Annotated in this window: 13 protein-coding genes; 1 reads left to right on the top strand and 12 read right to left on the bottom strand. The window is 44.8% G+C overall.

Annotated features, from left to right (window positions below; all coding sequences use genetic code 11):
- Positions 1-19 precede the first annotated feature (19 nt).
- The 9 genes from QUA74_RS15875 to QUA74_RS15835 form a co-directional block, all read right to left on the bottom strand.
- Entirely contained in the window at positions 20-745 is a 726-nt protein-coding gene (locus tag QUA74_RS15875; RefSeq protein ID WP_333330632.1) for a TVP38/TMEM64 family protein, read from the bottom strand.
- A gap of 103 nt (positions 746-848) precedes the next feature.
- Positions 849-1,835, bottom strand: a complete 987-nt coding sequence (gene arsS, locus QUA74_RS15870) for an arsenosugar biosynthesis radical SAM (seleno)protein ArsS (protein WP_333330629.1) — start codon at positions 1,833-1,835, stop codon at positions 849-851.
- A gap of 435 nt (positions 1,836-2,270) precedes the next feature.
- Positions 2,271-2,666, bottom strand: a complete 396-nt coding sequence (gene arsC / locus QUA74_RS15865) for an arsenate reductase, glutathione/glutaredoxin type (RefSeq protein ID WP_190732266.1) — start codon at positions 2,664-2,666, stop codon at positions 2,271-2,273.
- 50 nt (positions 2,667-2,716) lie between these two features.
- Positions 2,717-3,376, bottom strand: a complete 660-nt coding sequence (gene arsH, locus QUA74_RS15860) for an arsenical resistance protein ArsH (RefSeq protein WP_333330627.1) — start codon at positions 3,374-3,376, stop codon at positions 2,717-2,719.
- 7 nt (positions 3,377-3,383) lie between these two features.
- Positions 3,384-4,094: an MIP/aquaporin family protein gene (locus QUA74_RS15855; RefSeq protein ID WP_333330624.1), complete on the bottom strand. Its 711-nt coding sequence runs from the start codon at positions 4,092-4,094 to the stop codon at positions 3,384-3,386.
- A 101-nt stretch (positions 4,095-4,195) separates the two neighbouring features.
- Positions 4,196-5,224: a PstS family phosphate ABC transporter substrate-binding protein gene (locus QUA74_RS15850; RefSeq protein ID WP_333330620.1), complete on the bottom strand. Its 1,029-nt coding sequence runs from the start codon at positions 5,222-5,224 to the stop codon at positions 4,196-4,198.
- Between the two features lie 116 nt (positions 5,225-5,340).
- On the bottom strand, positions 5,341-5,700 hold the full coding sequence (locus QUA74_RS15845; RefSeq protein WP_333330618.1) for a metalloregulator ArsR/SmtB family transcription factor: 360 nt from the start codon (positions 5,698-5,700) through the stop codon (positions 5,341-5,343).
- 99 nt (positions 5,701-5,799) lie between these two features.
- Complete coding sequence (locus tag QUA74_RS15840; RefSeq protein ID WP_333330615.1) at positions 5,800-6,054, bottom strand: hypothetical protein; 255 nt, start codon at positions 6,052-6,054, stop codon at positions 5,800-5,802.
- Between the two features lie 177 nt (positions 6,055-6,231).
- Complete coding sequence (locus QUA74_RS15835; protein WP_333330612.1) at positions 6,232-6,906, bottom strand: HEAT repeat domain-containing protein; 675 nt, start codon at positions 6,904-6,906, stop codon at positions 6,232-6,234.
- Positions 6,907-7,174: 268 nt separating this feature from the next.
- Here QUA74_RS15835 and QUA74_RS15830 point away from each other — a divergent pair, with 268 nt between their 5' ends.
- Positions 7,175-9,634, top strand: coding sequence for a CBS domain-containing protein (locus tag QUA74_RS15830; protein ID WP_333330610.1), 2,460 nt, complete (start codon positions 7,175-7,177; stop codon positions 9,632-9,634).
- A gap of 229 nt (positions 9,635-9,863) precedes the next feature.
- On the opposite strand, the gene QUA74_RS15825 is transcribed toward QUA74_RS15830, so the two are convergent.
- The 3 genes from QUA74_RS15825 to QUA74_RS15815 form a co-directional block, all read right to left on the bottom strand.
- The gene (locus tag QUA74_RS15825; protein WP_333330608.1) at positions 9,864-12,221 is read right to left on the bottom strand and encodes a polysaccharide biosynthesis tyrosine autokinase; all 2,358 of its coding nucleotides are present in this window, start codon (positions 12,219-12,221) and stop codon (positions 9,864-9,866) included.
- A gap of 1,037 nt (positions 12,222-13,258) precedes the next feature.
- Complete coding sequence (locus tag QUA74_RS15820) at positions 13,259-14,689, bottom strand: MFS transporter (protein ID WP_333330605.1); 1,431 nt, start codon at positions 14,687-14,689, stop codon at positions 13,259-13,261.
- A gap of 205 nt (positions 14,690-14,894) precedes the next feature.
- Positions 14,895-15,191 (bottom strand): Uma2 family endonuclease, encoded by a 297-nt coding sequence (locus QUA74_RS15815; protein WP_333330602.1) that lies wholly within the window; start codon positions 15,189-15,191, stop codon positions 14,895-14,897.
- Between the last annotated feature and the right edge of the window lie 218 nt (positions 15,192-15,409).

Raw genomic sequence — 15,409 nt, 5'->3', positions numbered from 1 at the left:
ACCAATTTGTGCTGTGGTTTCAAGGAGAAATTTTTTCGTCTAAAGCTTTTTTAGCCAAGCGGGTTGCATAAACGGTGAGGGCGATCGTTGCTAGCAAACCAATGCCGTAGAGAGTCCACTCAGCAGCAGTGCGCGATCGCCCGCTAGATCCAAGTGCAGCCAAACTCCCGGCCAGGGAACCGATATAAACATACATGACTGTTCCGGGAATCATGCCGATCCAAGATGCCAAAAAATAGTCTTTTAGAGATACCTGCGTGACTCCAAAAGCATAGTTAAGCAAATTAAACGGAAAAATGGGAGAAAGTCGCGTCAGCAGCACAATTTTCCATCCTTCAGAGGCCACTGCGGAGTCGATCGCCTTAAATTTTTGATTGCCTTCTATCTGTTTGGAAACCCAGTCGCGAATTAAATACCGCCCTACCAAAAAAGCGCAAGTTGCGCCTAAAACCGAGCCGATGGAAACACAAATCGAACCGCCAACGACTCCGAACAAAACGCCAGAACCGAGAGTCAGCAAAGAACCGGGGATAAATAGAACCGTTGCTACAATGTAAATTAGAATAAAAGCTACCGGGCCCCAAGGGCCGAGACTCGCGATCGACTCCAGCACATTTTTCAGAATTCCTTGAAAGTTGAAAAACTGGGTCGCTGCAATCAAAGCCACAGCTAAACCAATCCCTAAAATCAGCTTCCACCTATTTGATGGCTGCGGATTTTCATCGGGCGATCGCGAATCATTCATTACCTAAACTCCCCACTCATTCATTCATTGCATACACCATAAGGTTTGTAGTTGCGCTTTAGCGCTAAAAAACTTTGTAATAAAGCGCAACTTTTCCCTTAAATTAAATCAAAGTACCGCCGCAGCTAGAACCGCTACCCGCCGTACAGCCGTAACAATAAGCAGCCGTTTGCACCTCTTGAATCACATCTAAACTGCCAGATGCGAGCAATTTAGCAGTATTTATTTTTTCCCCATTGCCAGTTTTCGCCGGCAGATTTTCCATCTGGTTAAAATCGCAGTCGTAGACATTGCCCAAATAGTCGATCGACAATTCGTTACGACACATTAAATGTTCCAGAGTACCGGGATTAAAATTATCCTCCAAAAACCCGACATAAGGCTTGTGCAGTTTCTTATGTTCCAAATGAAACTTAGTCCGTCCCACCGGCAAATTAGTAATCGCGAACAATTGATTAAAACAAATCCCAAAATGTTCTGCTAAATAAACCTTGTAATCTTGCTCTAACTTGCCTTGTTCCGGTGTTAGCGAAAATTTGTCTGTTGTCGGCACTTGTGGATTGTACACCAAATCCAGACTTAAATTTGGGTTTTTCCCGTATCCCAACTGATTTAGCTTTTGCAGCGCCCGAATCGAACTGTCAAAAACACCGTTGCCACGCATTTTGTCCACATTGTCAGCTTGGTAGCAGGGAAGCGACGCCACAATTCTTAGTTGATGCTTCGCGCAATATTCGGGAATATCCTCAAAACCTTTTTCAAAGTAAATCGTCAAATTAGAACGAACAATTACCTCTTTACCTGCCGCCCTGGCAGCTTCTGCTAGCGGTTTAAAACCGTAAAGCATTTCGGGAGCACCGCCGGTGAGATCAACAGTTTTAATTTGAGGAAAGCGGCGAATAATTTCAATTAATTGGTCGCAAATTTCCGGGGAAAGTTCTTCTGTTCGTGTCGGGCTAGCTTCTACGTGGCAGTGAGTGCAAGCCAGGTTGCAGCGTTTGCCGAGATTAATTTGTAAAACTGTAATCTGCTTTTTAGTTAAAGCTGAGTGAAGTTTGTTTTTGAAAGGGGTGACTGCTGTCTGAATCATGTGCTAAACTTTTTAGTCTATGCTCGCAACGGATTTAGAGGCGTTCCGGCGGAACGCCTCTGATAATTTAGCACTAATTCTGTGGATGCGACAGCGACAAATTTTAACCTGTCGCTATAAAGTTAATTGAAACTCACATCTTGCATTATTTTTAAGAACAGGCTTTCCGGCCTGTTCCACAAAGAGTGAATTTCTTGTGGGGAGTAGGGGTTGGGCCGGAGAGCCCGCCCGTACAAGGCTTATTGACAATACTGCCACTCAGTTAAAACTCACATCTTGCACCATTCTCGCTTAACAGGCTTTCCGGCCTGTTCCACAAGAAAATTTATCTCCTGTGGAACAGGCCGGAAAGCCTGTTCATAAAAAACTTGTTGAAAATGGTGCAAGATCTCAGTTAAAACCGACAAGACAAGGGTGATAATTTTGAGCCTAATCTTACTTTAGAGAGTCAACTAATGTTTCAACTCGTGCTTTAATTTCATCTCGAACGCGGTGAAAAGTTTCGATGGGTTGTCCGTCGGGATCGTCGAGTTGCCAATCTTCAAATACTTCTCGCAATACCCACGCTTCGGGTAAATTCACGCCGCAGCCGCAGAGAGAAATTACGGCGTCGTAGTCTTCTGCATTGAATTCGTTTAATGGGTTGGATGTTTGATCGGTGATGTCAATGCCGATTTCTGACATGACTTGAATTGCTGTCGGATGAACTCTGCTTGATTCTAACCCGGAACTGGTGACTCCAATCTTGCCGGCGCCGATGGTTTTAGCGAATCCTTCTGCCATTTGCGATCGGCAGGAGTTTCTTTTGCAAACGAACATTACTTTTTTCATGGTTTTTGTGAGTTGTTGGTTATCGATTGCTGTCGGGATGGCGGCGGTTTCTAAGCGCCCGGTAATTCAAGGGCGCGATTTGCTAGGGCGATCGCCTCTTTAGCGGCTTGTTCTTTGCGTTCGCTGTAGCGATCAGTCAAATAGTCGGCTTGCTCCCGTAACAGCAAGGTAAACTTGTACAGTTCCTCCATCACGTCGATCGCGCGATCGCGATAAGGCGAATCCTTCATCGTCCCATCTTCATTAAACTCCTGATAAGCCTTAGCAACCGAAGACTGATTCGGAATCGTAAACATCCGCATCCAGCGGCCCAAAATTCTCAAAGTATTGACCGCATTAAAAGATTGCGAACCACCGCTAACTTGCATCACCGCCAAAGTTCGGCCTTGAGTCGGTCTGACAGCCCCAATGCTTAAAGGAATCCAGTCAATTTGATTTTTCATAATGCCGGTAATATTGCCGTGCATTTCTGGACTCGACCAGACTTGACCCTCCGACCAAAGACTCAGTTCCCGCAATTCTTGAACCTTCGGATGGGTATCGGGAACGCTGCCGTAAATCGGCAGTTCTAGAGGATTGAAAACTCGAACTTCGGCACCGAAACCCTCAATAATTCTCGCCGATTCTTCCGCCAACAAACGGCTGTAAGAACGCTCTCTTAAAGAGCCGTATAGAAACAAAATTCTCGGTTTGTGCGTAAAACTTGTCATGATACTTTCAATTAAAATCCCGAAATCCGTTCGACAGTTCCCGATAAACTGCTACTGCTAATTGTGCTCCCCAAATCGGAGCAACCCAGTAAAGCCAATGGTGTTCCCAAATGCCGCCAACTAAAGCCGGGCCGAGCGATCGAGCCGGATTCATGCTCGCTCCGGTAATTGGCCCCATAAATGCGGCTTCCAGTCCTACCGTTAACCCAATTGCTATTCCTGCAAAACCGATGGGAGCGCGCCTATCTAATCCCGAACCTAAGATAACAAACATTAAGATAAACGTCAATACTGTTTCTAGGATTAGAGACTGTAACCAGTTACTGTTGAGAGGAACTGTTGCACCGAGATTTGCTACTTTTCCTAAAGTAATTAGCAGCACTTGAGAAGCTGCGATGGCCCCCGCACACTGGGCCAAAATATAGGGCAAAACACGTTTGCTTGGAAAAAAGCCGCTCGCCCAGAAAGCTAATGTTACAGCCGGATTCAGGTGGGCGCTGCTAATATGACCGGTAGCATAAATCATCGCGGCTACAACTGCTCCAAAGACAAAACTGATGCCTAAATGAGTAACAGCACCCTGGCTAATTTTGTTAACCATCACCGCGCCGGTGCCAGCAAAAACCAGAATAAACGTACCGACGAATTCTGCGATTGCTTCTCTCCTGCACTCTGGTGAGAACAAGCTGCTTGCTGTCTTATAAACTGACTTGAACATTGAGTCGATCCGTGATAAATTTACCTCTCTTGTTAGATTTTAGTTACCAATCTAGATTTACAGCTAACAAGCTAAAACATTTGACAGATGACCACTGATACCTAAAAAGTTGCCTGCTGCCTCAATAACTCCCCAATTGTCGAGTCAAGCTGAGCTTTTCCACCAAAAACTGTCCCCACCTTGCCATTGTAGAAGTGCTGATAAATTAGTTGATAGCCTTGTTTTGGTAAAGGAATATAACCCACAGAACTCACTAAGGTGGGAGCTTTATTCATATAGAATTCTACAAAGTTGCGTAGTTCTACTTTGTTTTGAGCCAAGTTGTAGTTGACATAGATAAATAGAGGTCGTGCCAGGGGCTGATACTGACCTTTTTCTACAGTTTCGCGGGAGGGCAACACTGCTCCTTTGCCTCTGTCAATACCTACAGCTTTCAATTGACTTTGGTTGTCTTCGTAATAGGAAAATCCAAAGTAACCTAAAGCATTTTCATCTTTACTAACTCCTTGCACTAAAACTGTATCGTCTTCACTCGCTGTATAGTCGGTGCGGCTGGCTTTCGCAGTACCTACTGTTGCCTCTGTGAAGTAATCAAATGTACCGGAATCTTTGCCTGCACCGTAGAGGGTTATCGGTCGGTTTGGCCAATTGGGTCGAATCTGATTCCAGCGGGTAATTTTTCCTTGGGCGGCGGGTTCCCAAGTTTTTTTCAATTCCTCTACAGTAATGTCTTTAGCCCAGTCATTTTTGGGATTGACTACTACTGTGAGCGCGTCAAAGGCGACAGGTAATTCGTAGTAGCGGATGCCAGCTTTCTTGCAGGCTTCCATTTCCTCCGGGCTGATGGGTCGCGAGGCGTTGCTGATGTCAGTTTCGCCCGCACAAAACTTTCTAAATCCGCCGCCCGTGCCGGAGAATTCAACAGTAATTGATGCTTTTTTGGGATTCGTATTTTGATATTCTTTTGCCATCGCATCCGTAATTGGATACACGGTGCTGGAACCGTCTATTTTAATGCTTTGCGATTCTGGCGACTGGACTTGTCCGCAGGAGTTGAGAAGCCCGATCGCACCTATGGTCAAAGCAATTATACTTAGTGCGAAAACCTTGGGCTTTTCTGCTGGGTTCATTGACCTCACCCAATGCCATAACTAAGGGGTACACTGGAATCATATCAATAAAAATTGATATGTCAAGTATGAGGGAAGACAAACAGGCAATAAACCCATTAAGAAATGTTGATGGGTTAATCTGCGTCAGAACAAGGGCGCGCCGGCAGGATCTGGCTGAAGCGGCGGTATTCCGCGAGGTACTGTTCGAGGGCGACAAACTGGGCTAAATTGATGCTGTAGTAAATCCAGCGGCCTTCTTGGCGGCTGCGGACTAAAGCTGCATCCTTCAAGGTTTTGAGGTGAAAAGAGAGTTTAGGCTGAGGGACAGAAAGCCGATCGCACAATTCGCAAACGCACAACTCCTGTTCTCGCAGCAACTCCAAAATCTGAATCCGCAGGGGGTCAGAAAGAGCGTGAAAGCCGGAGGAGACAAGTTTTTCCGAAATCTGTCGTTGTGAAATGCGATCGGGCGCAGCCGTAGAATTTTTAACCATCAATTATTTTGAAAACATCCATACAAAACATCATAGTTTCTCAAGTTTCATCCCAGAAAATCAGTGCATTCACCATCGACAGATCCTTCGGAGTGGATATTACTTCGGAGTCTGTACCCGGGCCGGCACATCAGTGAGTCCGGCTTTTTGCATCAGCGAAATCACCCCTATAGATAAAATTCCCCCAATAATTGCCCCGACAACTACCAGGATAATAAAGACTTTTTGCAGAGTTTTTTTAGTTGCCGGGTGGTACTGTTTCGGCAATGCTTCACCTTGCTCGTCAACTTCTTGCTCCAAGGGGTCTAGCGGATTGGAGGGATTTGAGTTAAAGGGATTGGGGGCTTGATTCATGATTAGTTTGGGTTAAAGGAGATTGACAACTATTTTAACTTGCGATTTAGCCTCGCAGCTTAAATAATACATTCTGGTTTTACTGAATACTCTATAAATTTTATTAAGATTGCTAAAATACGGATTAACCCGGTTTATTGAATAAACCGGGTTTTTCTACATACTAAAAGTTTTATGTCACGCTTCTGCTTTTGACAGGCGATCAAGAGAAATTGTTGCCGCCTCAGATACTTGAGAATTACTATCTTTTTCTAAGTATTTTAAAGCCGAAACGCTCTTAACACTCGGCAAATTGCCCAAAGCTTCAGCCAGCCTCTGGCGAATCAGCCAATCTTCCGACTGAGCAAAATTGAGGATGCGATCAATCGCCCCAATTTCCTTAATTTCCCCCAAAGCCGAAATTGCCGCCTGCTGAATCACCACTTGCTCGCTGTCGAGAGCTTTCAGCAGCACATCGCGAGCCCGGGGATCTTTAAGATTCCCCAGAGAAACAGCAGCACTGAAGCGCACCAGCCATTGAGTATCTTCGTAAAAAGCCCGCACCAAAGCATCAAAAGCTCGGATATCTTCCAGATAGCCCAAAGCACCCGCAGCGTCAGCGCGAATGCCGTAATCTGGGTCTGTTTCTAGCAATTTGACTAGAATGGGATAGCACTCTGCTGTCGGTTTGACCCCAAGAGCAAACACAGCCATCGATCGCACCTGCAAACTTTCGTCGTTCAACACCTTTTTAATCAAAGGCACCGCCTCTGCAGCAGGCACGTTCCGCAAGTTGGCCAAAGCCACCATTCGATCGGCTGAATTTTGGCTTTCTAACTTGGCTGCAATTTGCTCTAAGCTTAAAGTTGTCATTATGGATAAATCTTGTAGTAAAACTTTACATTCGGGTTATTTTGATTATAGGGGAGTCTCAGGGGAAAAGCAGGCAGTAAAAACCGCCCAAGGATTTGAGATCAGTAAGATTGCGGATTAGTGACACCATTAATCTAAAGCTCAGATTGTATAGAAATAATCAATTAGAAAGTCTATTATTTAAATCCCAAGCACAGGCGAGGTGTTTCTGCCGTTCCCTAAGGCTTTGCCCGATAGTTAGCCGCCCTCTGACAACCTGCAATCAACTATGCCGTTCTACCACCCGCCCTTTTACTCCTCAGCCTTAGAACAAGCGATCGATCGCTACCCCCTAACTGCCGGGCCAGAAACTTCCTTAGCAGTGGCGATCGCCCTGATGAGTCAGTTGCAAAACAGTTGTCCCCTAGTCAAAACACCTGTACCCTCAGACCGGGGGGTGATGACCGAAACATCCGCGCCGGAAAAGGTGCGTGCCCGCTGCGTGTTCGTCGTGCAGAACCAGCAGACTATTATCACAGGCAACTTATCCGACAACCCCAGCCGCGGGCTGTTAATCGGCATATTAACTCCCGCCGACCTAGTGAGGCTGATAGCTTCTGGCACAATAGACAGCCAGCACAAAGTAGGTCTGCACAAAATACCAATTTCCGAAGTGATGTCTCCGTTGCCTGTCTCCCTCACAGAATCCGATGACCAAGACGTGTTTACCGCTTTATCCTTATTTCGCCAGCACAAGATTCGCTATTTGCCGATCGTCAATCAATTTCGCCACTTGGTAGGAGTGCTGACACGGGAAAGAATTCGCCAAGTATTGCAGCCTTCAAACATTCTTAAATTGCGGCGGGTAGCAGAATTAATGACTACGCCAATTACAGCGCCCCACACCGCCTCGCTGCTGAGCATAACCGAACTGATGTCAGAGCATCAAGTCAGTTGTGTCGTGATTACAAAAAACAAAGAATTAACAATGGAGAAGCCCAAAGATGACTATACCTCCATTTTTCACTATTCTTTTCACCAACCCCTGGGAATTATTACCGAATATGACCTTGTGCAGGCACAGTTTCTTGAACTAAATTTCCAGCAAACCCCAGCTCAAAAAGTCATGAGAACTCCCCTGCAATTTCTTCAACCTTCCGATTCCCTATGGACGGCGCACAAAGAAATGGAGCAGCAACAAGTGCAGCGGTTGGTCGTGTGCGGGGGACGCGGAGAACTGTTGGGAATTATTACTCAGACCAGCTTGCTCAGAGTCCTCGATCCCACCGAAATGTACCGAGTTGTCAAACAGTTGCAGCAGTCGGTTTATCAACTCCAAGCCGAAAAAGTGGAACTGTTGCAAAGCCGCAACGCCAAACTAGAACAGCAGGTGCGGGAACGGACTGCAAAACTCCACGAACAATTGCAGCGCGATCGGCTGTTAACTCACATTTCCTTGCGGATTCACCAATCCTTAAACCTCGAAGAAATTCTCAACGCCAGCGTCGATGAAGTCCGCCAAGTTTTGCAAGCTGACCGAGTAGCAATCCTGCATTTAGAGTCCAGCAATTACGGCATTGTAGTGGCAGAATCCGTTGCCGAAAATTGGCTTTCAATCTTGGGAGAAATCCTGCCGGATAATATTTGGCAAGAATCTGCTTCGGTGATCGAACAGGAAATTTATGCCGTCCCCGACATCGACCAAGCCTGTTTGAGCGCCGAAAAATATGCGCGGTTCCAGCAAGCGCAAATCAAAGCTTATTTGATTGTACCAATTTTGCAAGACGGCAATTTGTGGGGGATGATGTGTGTTCATCAGTGTTCCCAATCCCGTCAGTGGCAACCTTCTGAAGTGGATTTGCTGCTGCAACTGGCAACTCAAATCGCGATCGCCATTCAGCAAGCCCAACTCTATCAGCAAGTCCAAAATCTCAACACCGACCTCGAACGCCAAGTCCAAGAACGCACCGCCGAATTGCAACAAAAAGTTCACGAACTCCAGCATTTAAACGTCCTCAAAGATGAATTTCTCAGCACAGTTTCTCACGAACTGCGGACGCCTTTAGCTAATATAAAAATGGCTATTCATATGCTGAGAGTTTCTCCCACACCAGAGCGACGCCAGATTTATCTAGAAATTTTAGAAACAGAATGTACTAGAGAAACAGATTTGATTAATGCTTTGCTAGATTTGCAGCGGCTCGAAGCTGCAACTTGTCCGATCGACCTCGAACCAGTAGACTTAGAAGTCTGGCTGCCTACTATTATCGACCCGTTTTACACCCGGGCCCACAACCGTCACCAGGATTTACGAGTAGAGTGCGATCGCCACCTCCCCACGATCAGTTCCAACCGCGCTAGTTTGGGACGAATTTTAGCCGAACTCCTCAACAATGCCTGCAAATATACGGCCAATGACGGCGAAATTTCTCTGAAAGTCGAGTGCAAAAACGGAGACGGCGAACAAGGAGGACAAAGGAAAAATTCGCGACAAGCAAGTGCTGTGGCTTCACAAATCCAATTTACACTCAGCAATCAATCGTCGATTTCCATAGAGGAATTGCCTCGAATTTTTGAGAAATTTTATCGAGTTCCCAACGCCGATCCTTGGAAACAAGGAGGTACAGGTTTGGGTTTAGCTTTGGTTCAAAAACTTGTCGAACAGTTGCAGGGAAAAATTGAGGTTGAAAGCAGGAATGGCTGGACTAATTTTATAGTCACATTTCCTACCAACCCGGATGGAAATTAGTCCGCCATCAGTCAATTTTAGATTTTAGATTTTACATTTTAGATTTTAGATTTCGGCCTAAGAGGTTCGCCGAGCGCTTAGTCAAGCCGCGCTCAGTCGAACGATTTTCGATTTTCGATTTCCTCCACAGAGGAATCTGGGAGTTTGAACAAGAGTCTAAAACTTTGGGAGTTCCATGACTCCTGTCAGGGGCTTGTATCCTTTTTTTTGGGGTCAGCTTTTTTGGGTGTCACTCTTTTTTAGGAGCTAGTTTGCGGATACGAGACGGTGCTGGTGTCAAATTCAAATATTCATTTTTATCTTCAACAACTGATGATCTAGATGCTGGATACTTCTTGCGTTTAGAGGCATGATTCGCAACTGTGCCCAAGCATGGTATGCCAAAATTTTCTAATTGACTGAAAACTTTTTGGACTAAAGAAAAGGGAACCTGGCGAATTGCTACAACCATCAGTATTCCATCGGTGCGCGCCGCTAAAAAATTCGTATCTTTACTGTCCGCCAGCGGCGGCGTATCGTAGATAACTAAGTCAAATTTTGCCTGAAGTTCTTCCATTAAATACTGCATCTGAGATGATGCCAGCCGTCTGGCAGTACCAGGCTCCGGGAGACCGGCAGTTAATACAAAAAGATTATCTGCTAGATGCGATCGTTGGATAATTTCATTTGGTTCGTTTTTATTGTCGAGCAAGTTGCTCAATCCCTTGACATTAGGCACTTCCAACAGCAAGTGCAGGCTGGGGGAATGCAAATTCGCGTCTACTAACAGCACTCGCTGACCCGCCAGCGCTGCCACGTGAGCTAAGTTTAAAGCAACGGTAGATTTGCCTTCGCCAACTGTAGCCGAACCAATTGCCAAAGAGCGAATCGTTCGATTTGAAGAAAGAAAGCGGATATTAGTATAAAGAGAGTCAAAAGCTTCTATAAATTCCGCAGCAATTTTCTTATTACCCTCTTTTCCTTCAAGATAAGCATAGGCATTAGCAATAGAAGGCGGCAATTTTCTAGCATTTTTGTCAAGAGGAATTGCTCCCAATAAAGGCGATTCAACAGCATCTTTAACGTCATCAGCACAGTAGAAAATATTGCGGAACTTTTCAATGAGGATAGCCGATCCCAGACCCAAAACTAGCGCTCCAACAACTGCCATCAAAAATTTGTTTTTAGCTTTCGATGGAACTGTCATCAACTCGCCCTTCTCATCTCGCGGTATCCGTGGTTCAGAAATTATTTCCCAAGGTACTTGGCTTTGAGCTGCTTGGACGCGCAGATTTTCCCGCTGGCTTAAAAGTTGATCACGGGTGCGGGCGGCTACTTCTAATTGCTGTTGCAGTTCGTTGTAGCGGCGGGCTATGCTGGGGAATTCTGTTGCTTGCCTGTTTAAATTGTTTTTAGTTTGGGTGATTGCTTGAAGGCGAGATTCTAAGACTTCAACTTGGTTAGCAGTATCAACCAATTGTTTAATCAAGCCTATGCGAATAGAATTTTGAAAATTCTGAACTTTAGAATTAGCTTGGGTGCCTACTAAATTTTGCCCCAAAATTCGATCAGTTTGCTGGTTGAGCAAAGCTACTAAATTTGCCCGCTTGCGCTCTAAAGCTTCCACTATAGGGTTAGCAGATTTAAAACGAGCTGTTTCTACAGCAATCTGCCCTTCTACTTCCTTAACCTTGGTCAGCAACTCTTTATATTGAGGTTCTTCGCTTAAAGCTGAAGCGGCAATAGCTTCATTGGGTGTAAAATCTAATTGTTTTTGCAAGTTAGCGTACAGCGTTTTCTGTTCTTCCAGTAGCCTTTGAGTTTCTAACTCTAAAGTTTCTACGGTGCGAACTTGCGCGATCAATTGCGCGCCTTGTTCTTGAGGGTTGGTAATCTTTTGCTGCTGCTGGATAACCTGTAACTCCGACTTCAGGTCGTTTACGCGCTTATTGAGTCCCGGAAGCTGGTCTTCAATAAATTTAACACCTTCACCAATCCGAGTCTTGCGTTCATCAAGACTGTACTTTAAATATTTCTTTTTAGTTTCTTGTAAAACGAACTCAACAAATTCAGGCTCATTCCCCAGGAAGCGAACTTCCAAAATTTTAGTCAGCGTCATCTGATCTTCTCCCATCCGCACAACGACTAATTCTTTTTGAAGAAGTTTCTCGGTAAATTTTGGATATCGTTTTTGGACTTGTTTAACAATAGCCGACAGCATCTGAGGACTCTGGAGAATTTGAAGTTGAGTTGCGTAGTCCAAACTAAAAAAATCTCGATTAGGTACTCCTCCCCCCTCGGTGCGATTGGCGAGGGCAGCGGGGTCAGCAATTCTGGCCTCCGTTGTCACGGGTTCCACTAGCATCCGAAAATCGCCTTGATATGTTTTCTTGCCTCCCTTGATCTGATAATAAGCTCCAGCGCCTACTAGACCTATAATCCCAATAATGATTAGGGCTTTTCGCTGAAAAGTCCTCAACAACGGTTTTAGATTCAATCCTTTCTGAGGCTGCGCGCTTAACTCTTCTCCCTCGTCAACGGAAAATTGCTGCACCTGTCGGCTCTGGTTGCTAATGGGTACGATATGAGCGTCCTGTTCTCTTTCCATGTTGACCTCTTTGATATTTTGGGGGTAAAATCAGCTTTGTTCTGCGAGCCTTCTAGTTGATACTTTGAGCATTGGCTTAAGGATATCACAGGAGATTCTTGGTTGGTCGAGCCCAATTCCTTCTAATAGTTCTCACGACTTTCACATAGTATACAAAAATAACTAAATCCCTATGCTGTGCCGGCTGCAAAAGTTATTTTACAACTTCTGGAGAGTTGTATCGGACTGCATTTGGATCTGCTGCGTTGTGCTTGTATGTAGGGTTTCCGGGCAACGAAGCACACTTTTTCCGGTGTCGCTCAGCTTCGCGGTAGGGGGCGCAATAACTTTACCAAACTTTTACAATTGACTGTAACACCTCAGCCGTCGCTTGCGCTGGTATTGCTTTGTAATCTATGACCTTTTTCGGTTCGCAGTCCACGGCAGAAGCATATGTTAACTTACTCGTTAACTGACAGGCTAAAACGTTTGGCATTTTCCAGGTAGATATAATTACTAACATTCAGCAAATTTTTGGAACGGCAACTAATCGAATTCAATTTCCGAGAAAAATTTGTCTCTTCTTTTAATTATAAACTTTTTGAGTAGCTGGATGACTGTGGAAGTTTATAGACTTACTCGTCGTCCCCACTATATCACACACTACTCTCAATAGTCCGCGACAGACATAAAATTTAATAATTTGTGTTCTCAAACTCGATCGACATCTCGAACAACTCAAGCCTTGTGGGTTTGTCTACCGGGGTGGATGGCGCTACGCGATTTATATTTTTTAGTAAAAAAAACTAAGTTTCTGGGTTGCGGGACTCTTACTAAAACTATCGCTTTTGTTCGCCCTCCAAGCAAGCTATAGCAATCCTTTCGGTAAAAGCGCAACAGGCTTTTTTTTGAACTAACCGATGAAAGAGGATGATACACATTCTTAAGACAAAAAAAGAGTTAGCACCTGATGGGAGGATTGCTATTGATATCGCCCGACTTAGCTATTTGTAGTTGTTATTTTTTGATGTTACTAATTATCAAATACTAATTACAGGTTACGAATTTTGTGCTTTTCTTTCTCTAAGTTTCAACAAAATTTCTGCATGAACTTCGCGGGTTATCGGATAAAAATATGTGAGAATCATGCCAGCAATTAAAGCAATTGTGGGCAGTGGCCCGATCGCAACTCGAATCGCAAACAGTGCAGACTCTGGCTGCACGGGTGCCGGCTGTCCGGGAACTGTAGATAGAAATCCAGCTCCTTCTAATGCTTGGCCTACCAACCACAAACCCCCTGCCAATCCGATTTTTTGCAGCAGTACCATAAACGAATAGAAAACGCCTTCGCGTCTTTCTCCTGTTTGCAGTTCGTCGAGTTCGATCACATCCGGTATCATCGACCAAGGTATGAGATAAGCCGTGGAAACTCCGACACCGGCCATGACTGCTAATAAGTACATCTGCAATACTTGTCCTGGTTGCAGGAAAAACAGTCCCGCTTGGGCAATAATCCACAAACTCATGCCCATAAAATATACGGCTTTTTTGCCGTATCTCTCGCTAACTTTACTCCAAACAAATAGCATGATTAATGCAGTGCCTTGAACTGCGATCGCAACCAAGCTAAAAACGTACTGGGGCTGTTGCATCCAGTTAACAACAAAGTAGGGAATAATAGTAGCAGTCAACTGCACTCCCAGCCAAGAAAAAAGATAAATTCCAATTACGTACAAAAAAGGGCGATTGCTAAATGCAATCTGCAACTGTTCTTTCAGTGGTAAGGATGTAGAATTATCTAGTTCTGCGTTTTCTAATAGTTGGGCGGCGACGCGCTTGCGAGTTCCCCAAACGCACCAGTACAAAGGCAAGACAGAGATAACTGCACAGATTGCACCTAATACAAAATATTGTTGATTCGGGTTATTGGGAAATACAGCAAAGATAATTAGAGCTAAGATTAATGAAAAGATGCTGCCGCCAATTGAGAAAGCAAAGCGAAAACTATTAAGGCTAGTGCGTTCGTTGTAGTCTTGAGTAAGTTCTGGAGTCAGAGCAGTGTAGGGAAGATTGACAGCCGTGTAAGCGGTGTTGAACAAAATGCTGATCGCAACATAGTACCAAAATAACACTGTGTGATCCCTACTAGGTACAATCCACTGCAATAAGAAGAATATGCCGAAGGGAATGCCACCATATATTATCCAAGGATATCGGCGGCCCCAAGGGTGAGAAGTGCGATCGCTCAAAACCCCCACAATCGGGTCGTTTATCGCATCCCAAACCTTGCCAACTACCAAAATATTGCTGGCTAAGCCGGCAGGTAAACCAGCGACATTGGTAAAGAAAACTAGGAGGTAAAATGCCAAAACATTAGCGGTAATTGCTGGGCCGAGGTCGCCGGCACCATAAGCTAATTTTGTTGAGAGGCTGAGTTTTTGTGTGGCGGGATTGTTGGCGGCTGCTTGAGGCGGGGAAGTGTTGCTCATAAACTTTGATTTCGGGGCTATTTTGCAGGTGGGGGCTTTGTAGTAGGAGTATAACTCGCGCTAGACCCAAATACTCAATTTTTTGTAGCGATCGGGATTATTCTGAAGAATTGGTAATTGATAATTGATAATTGATAGGTTGGTGGGGGCAGGTTTACGAGATTATTTGTCTTAGGCAATTATTCTGGGTAAAACCTGCCCCTACTTAAGGAAACAGTTGGGAAATCTGAACTTCTATGTCTGGAAATGCCAGCATTGACAAAACATCATCTTCATTAAATACTGTTTCTTGTCGGTAGTTGGCCTCGCCCGGTTCGCGAAAAACATAAACTTGCCGCGTGTTAACATCAAGTATCCAATAATCAGTAATTCCCCCCTTAGCATAAGCCGGTGCTTTCCGCTTGCGGTCTGTTTCTAAAGTCGTGTCAGCTATTTCTATTAATAATAAAATATTGTCTGGTGCGGGATGAAAATTTTGGTACAGCCGAGGGGCGATTTGCACGCTCAGCAATATCAGGTTCGGGTTCTGAATTTATACTTAGAGCGATCGGGTCTTGGATGCGAATTAAAGCAAGTCCTGCCAGCAGACTTCTTAGATAGGGCTTGCTGAATAATCGATCGCACATCAAGAATAAGAGCGATCGATATATTCAAGCTCGATTAAAGATAAGTTTTTTCGGCATTGATTTCACCCAATTATAATTGTAGATTATCTTCAAC

Source organism: Microcoleus sp. LAD1_D3 (assembly GCF_036702135.1).
GTDB lineage: Bacteria > Cyanobacteriota > Cyanobacteriia > Cyanobacteriales > Microcoleaceae > Microcoleus.
The sequence above is the reverse complement of the archived record's forward strand: the minus strand, read 5'-3'. Positions and strand labels throughout refer to the sequence as shown.

What these genes read in the sequence shown, in the direction of transcription:
- arsH (WP_333330627.1), bottom strand. Translation starts at nt 3,376, where the DNA reads ATGACAAGTTTTACGCACAAACCGAGAATTTTGTTTCTATACGGCTCT.
- QUA74_RS15820 (WP_333330605.1), bottom strand. Translation starts at nt 14,689, where the DNA reads ATGAGCAACACTTCCCCGCCTCAAGCAGCCGCCAACAATCCCGCCACA.
- QUA74_RS15855 (WP_333330624.1), bottom strand. Translation starts at nt 4,094, where the DNA reads ATGTTCAAGTCAGTTTATAAGACAGCAAGCAGCTTGTTCTCACCAGAG.
- arsC (WP_190732266.1), bottom strand. Translation starts at nt 2,666, where the DNA reads ATGAAAAAAGTAATGTTCGTTTGCAAAAGAAACTCCTGCCGATCGCAA.
- QUA74_RS15825 (WP_333330608.1), bottom strand. Translation starts at nt 12,221, where the DNA reads ATGGAAAGAGAACAGGACGCTCATATCGTACCCATTAGCAACCAGAGC.
- QUA74_RS15840 (WP_333330615.1), bottom strand. Translation starts at nt 6,054, where the DNA reads ATGAATCAAGCCCCCAATCCCTTTAACTCAAATCCCTCCAATCCGCTA.
- QUA74_RS15835 (WP_333330612.1), bottom strand. Translation starts at nt 6,906, where the DNA reads ATGACAACTTTAAGCTTAGAGCAAATTGCAGCCAAGTTAGAAAGCCAA.
- QUA74_RS15850 (WP_333330620.1), bottom strand. Translation starts at nt 5,224, where the DNA reads ATGAACCCAGCAGAAAAGCCCAAGGTTTTCGCACTAAGTATAATTGCT.
- arsS (WP_333330629.1), bottom strand. Translation starts at nt 1,835, where the DNA reads ATGATTCAGACAGCAGTCACCCCTTTCAAAAACAAACTTCACTCAGCT.
- QUA74_RS15875 (WP_333330632.1), bottom strand. Translation starts at nt 745, where the DNA reads ATGAATGATTCGCGATCGCCCGATGAAAATCCGCAGCCATCAAATAGG.
- QUA74_RS15845 (WP_333330618.1), bottom strand. Translation starts at nt 5,700, where the DNA reads ATGGTTAAAAATTCTACGGCTGCGCCCGATCGCATTTCACAACGACAG.
- QUA74_RS15830 (WP_333330610.1), top strand. Translation starts at nt 7,175, where the DNA reads ATGCCGTTCTACCACCCGCCCTTTTACTCCTCAGCCTTAGAACAAGCG.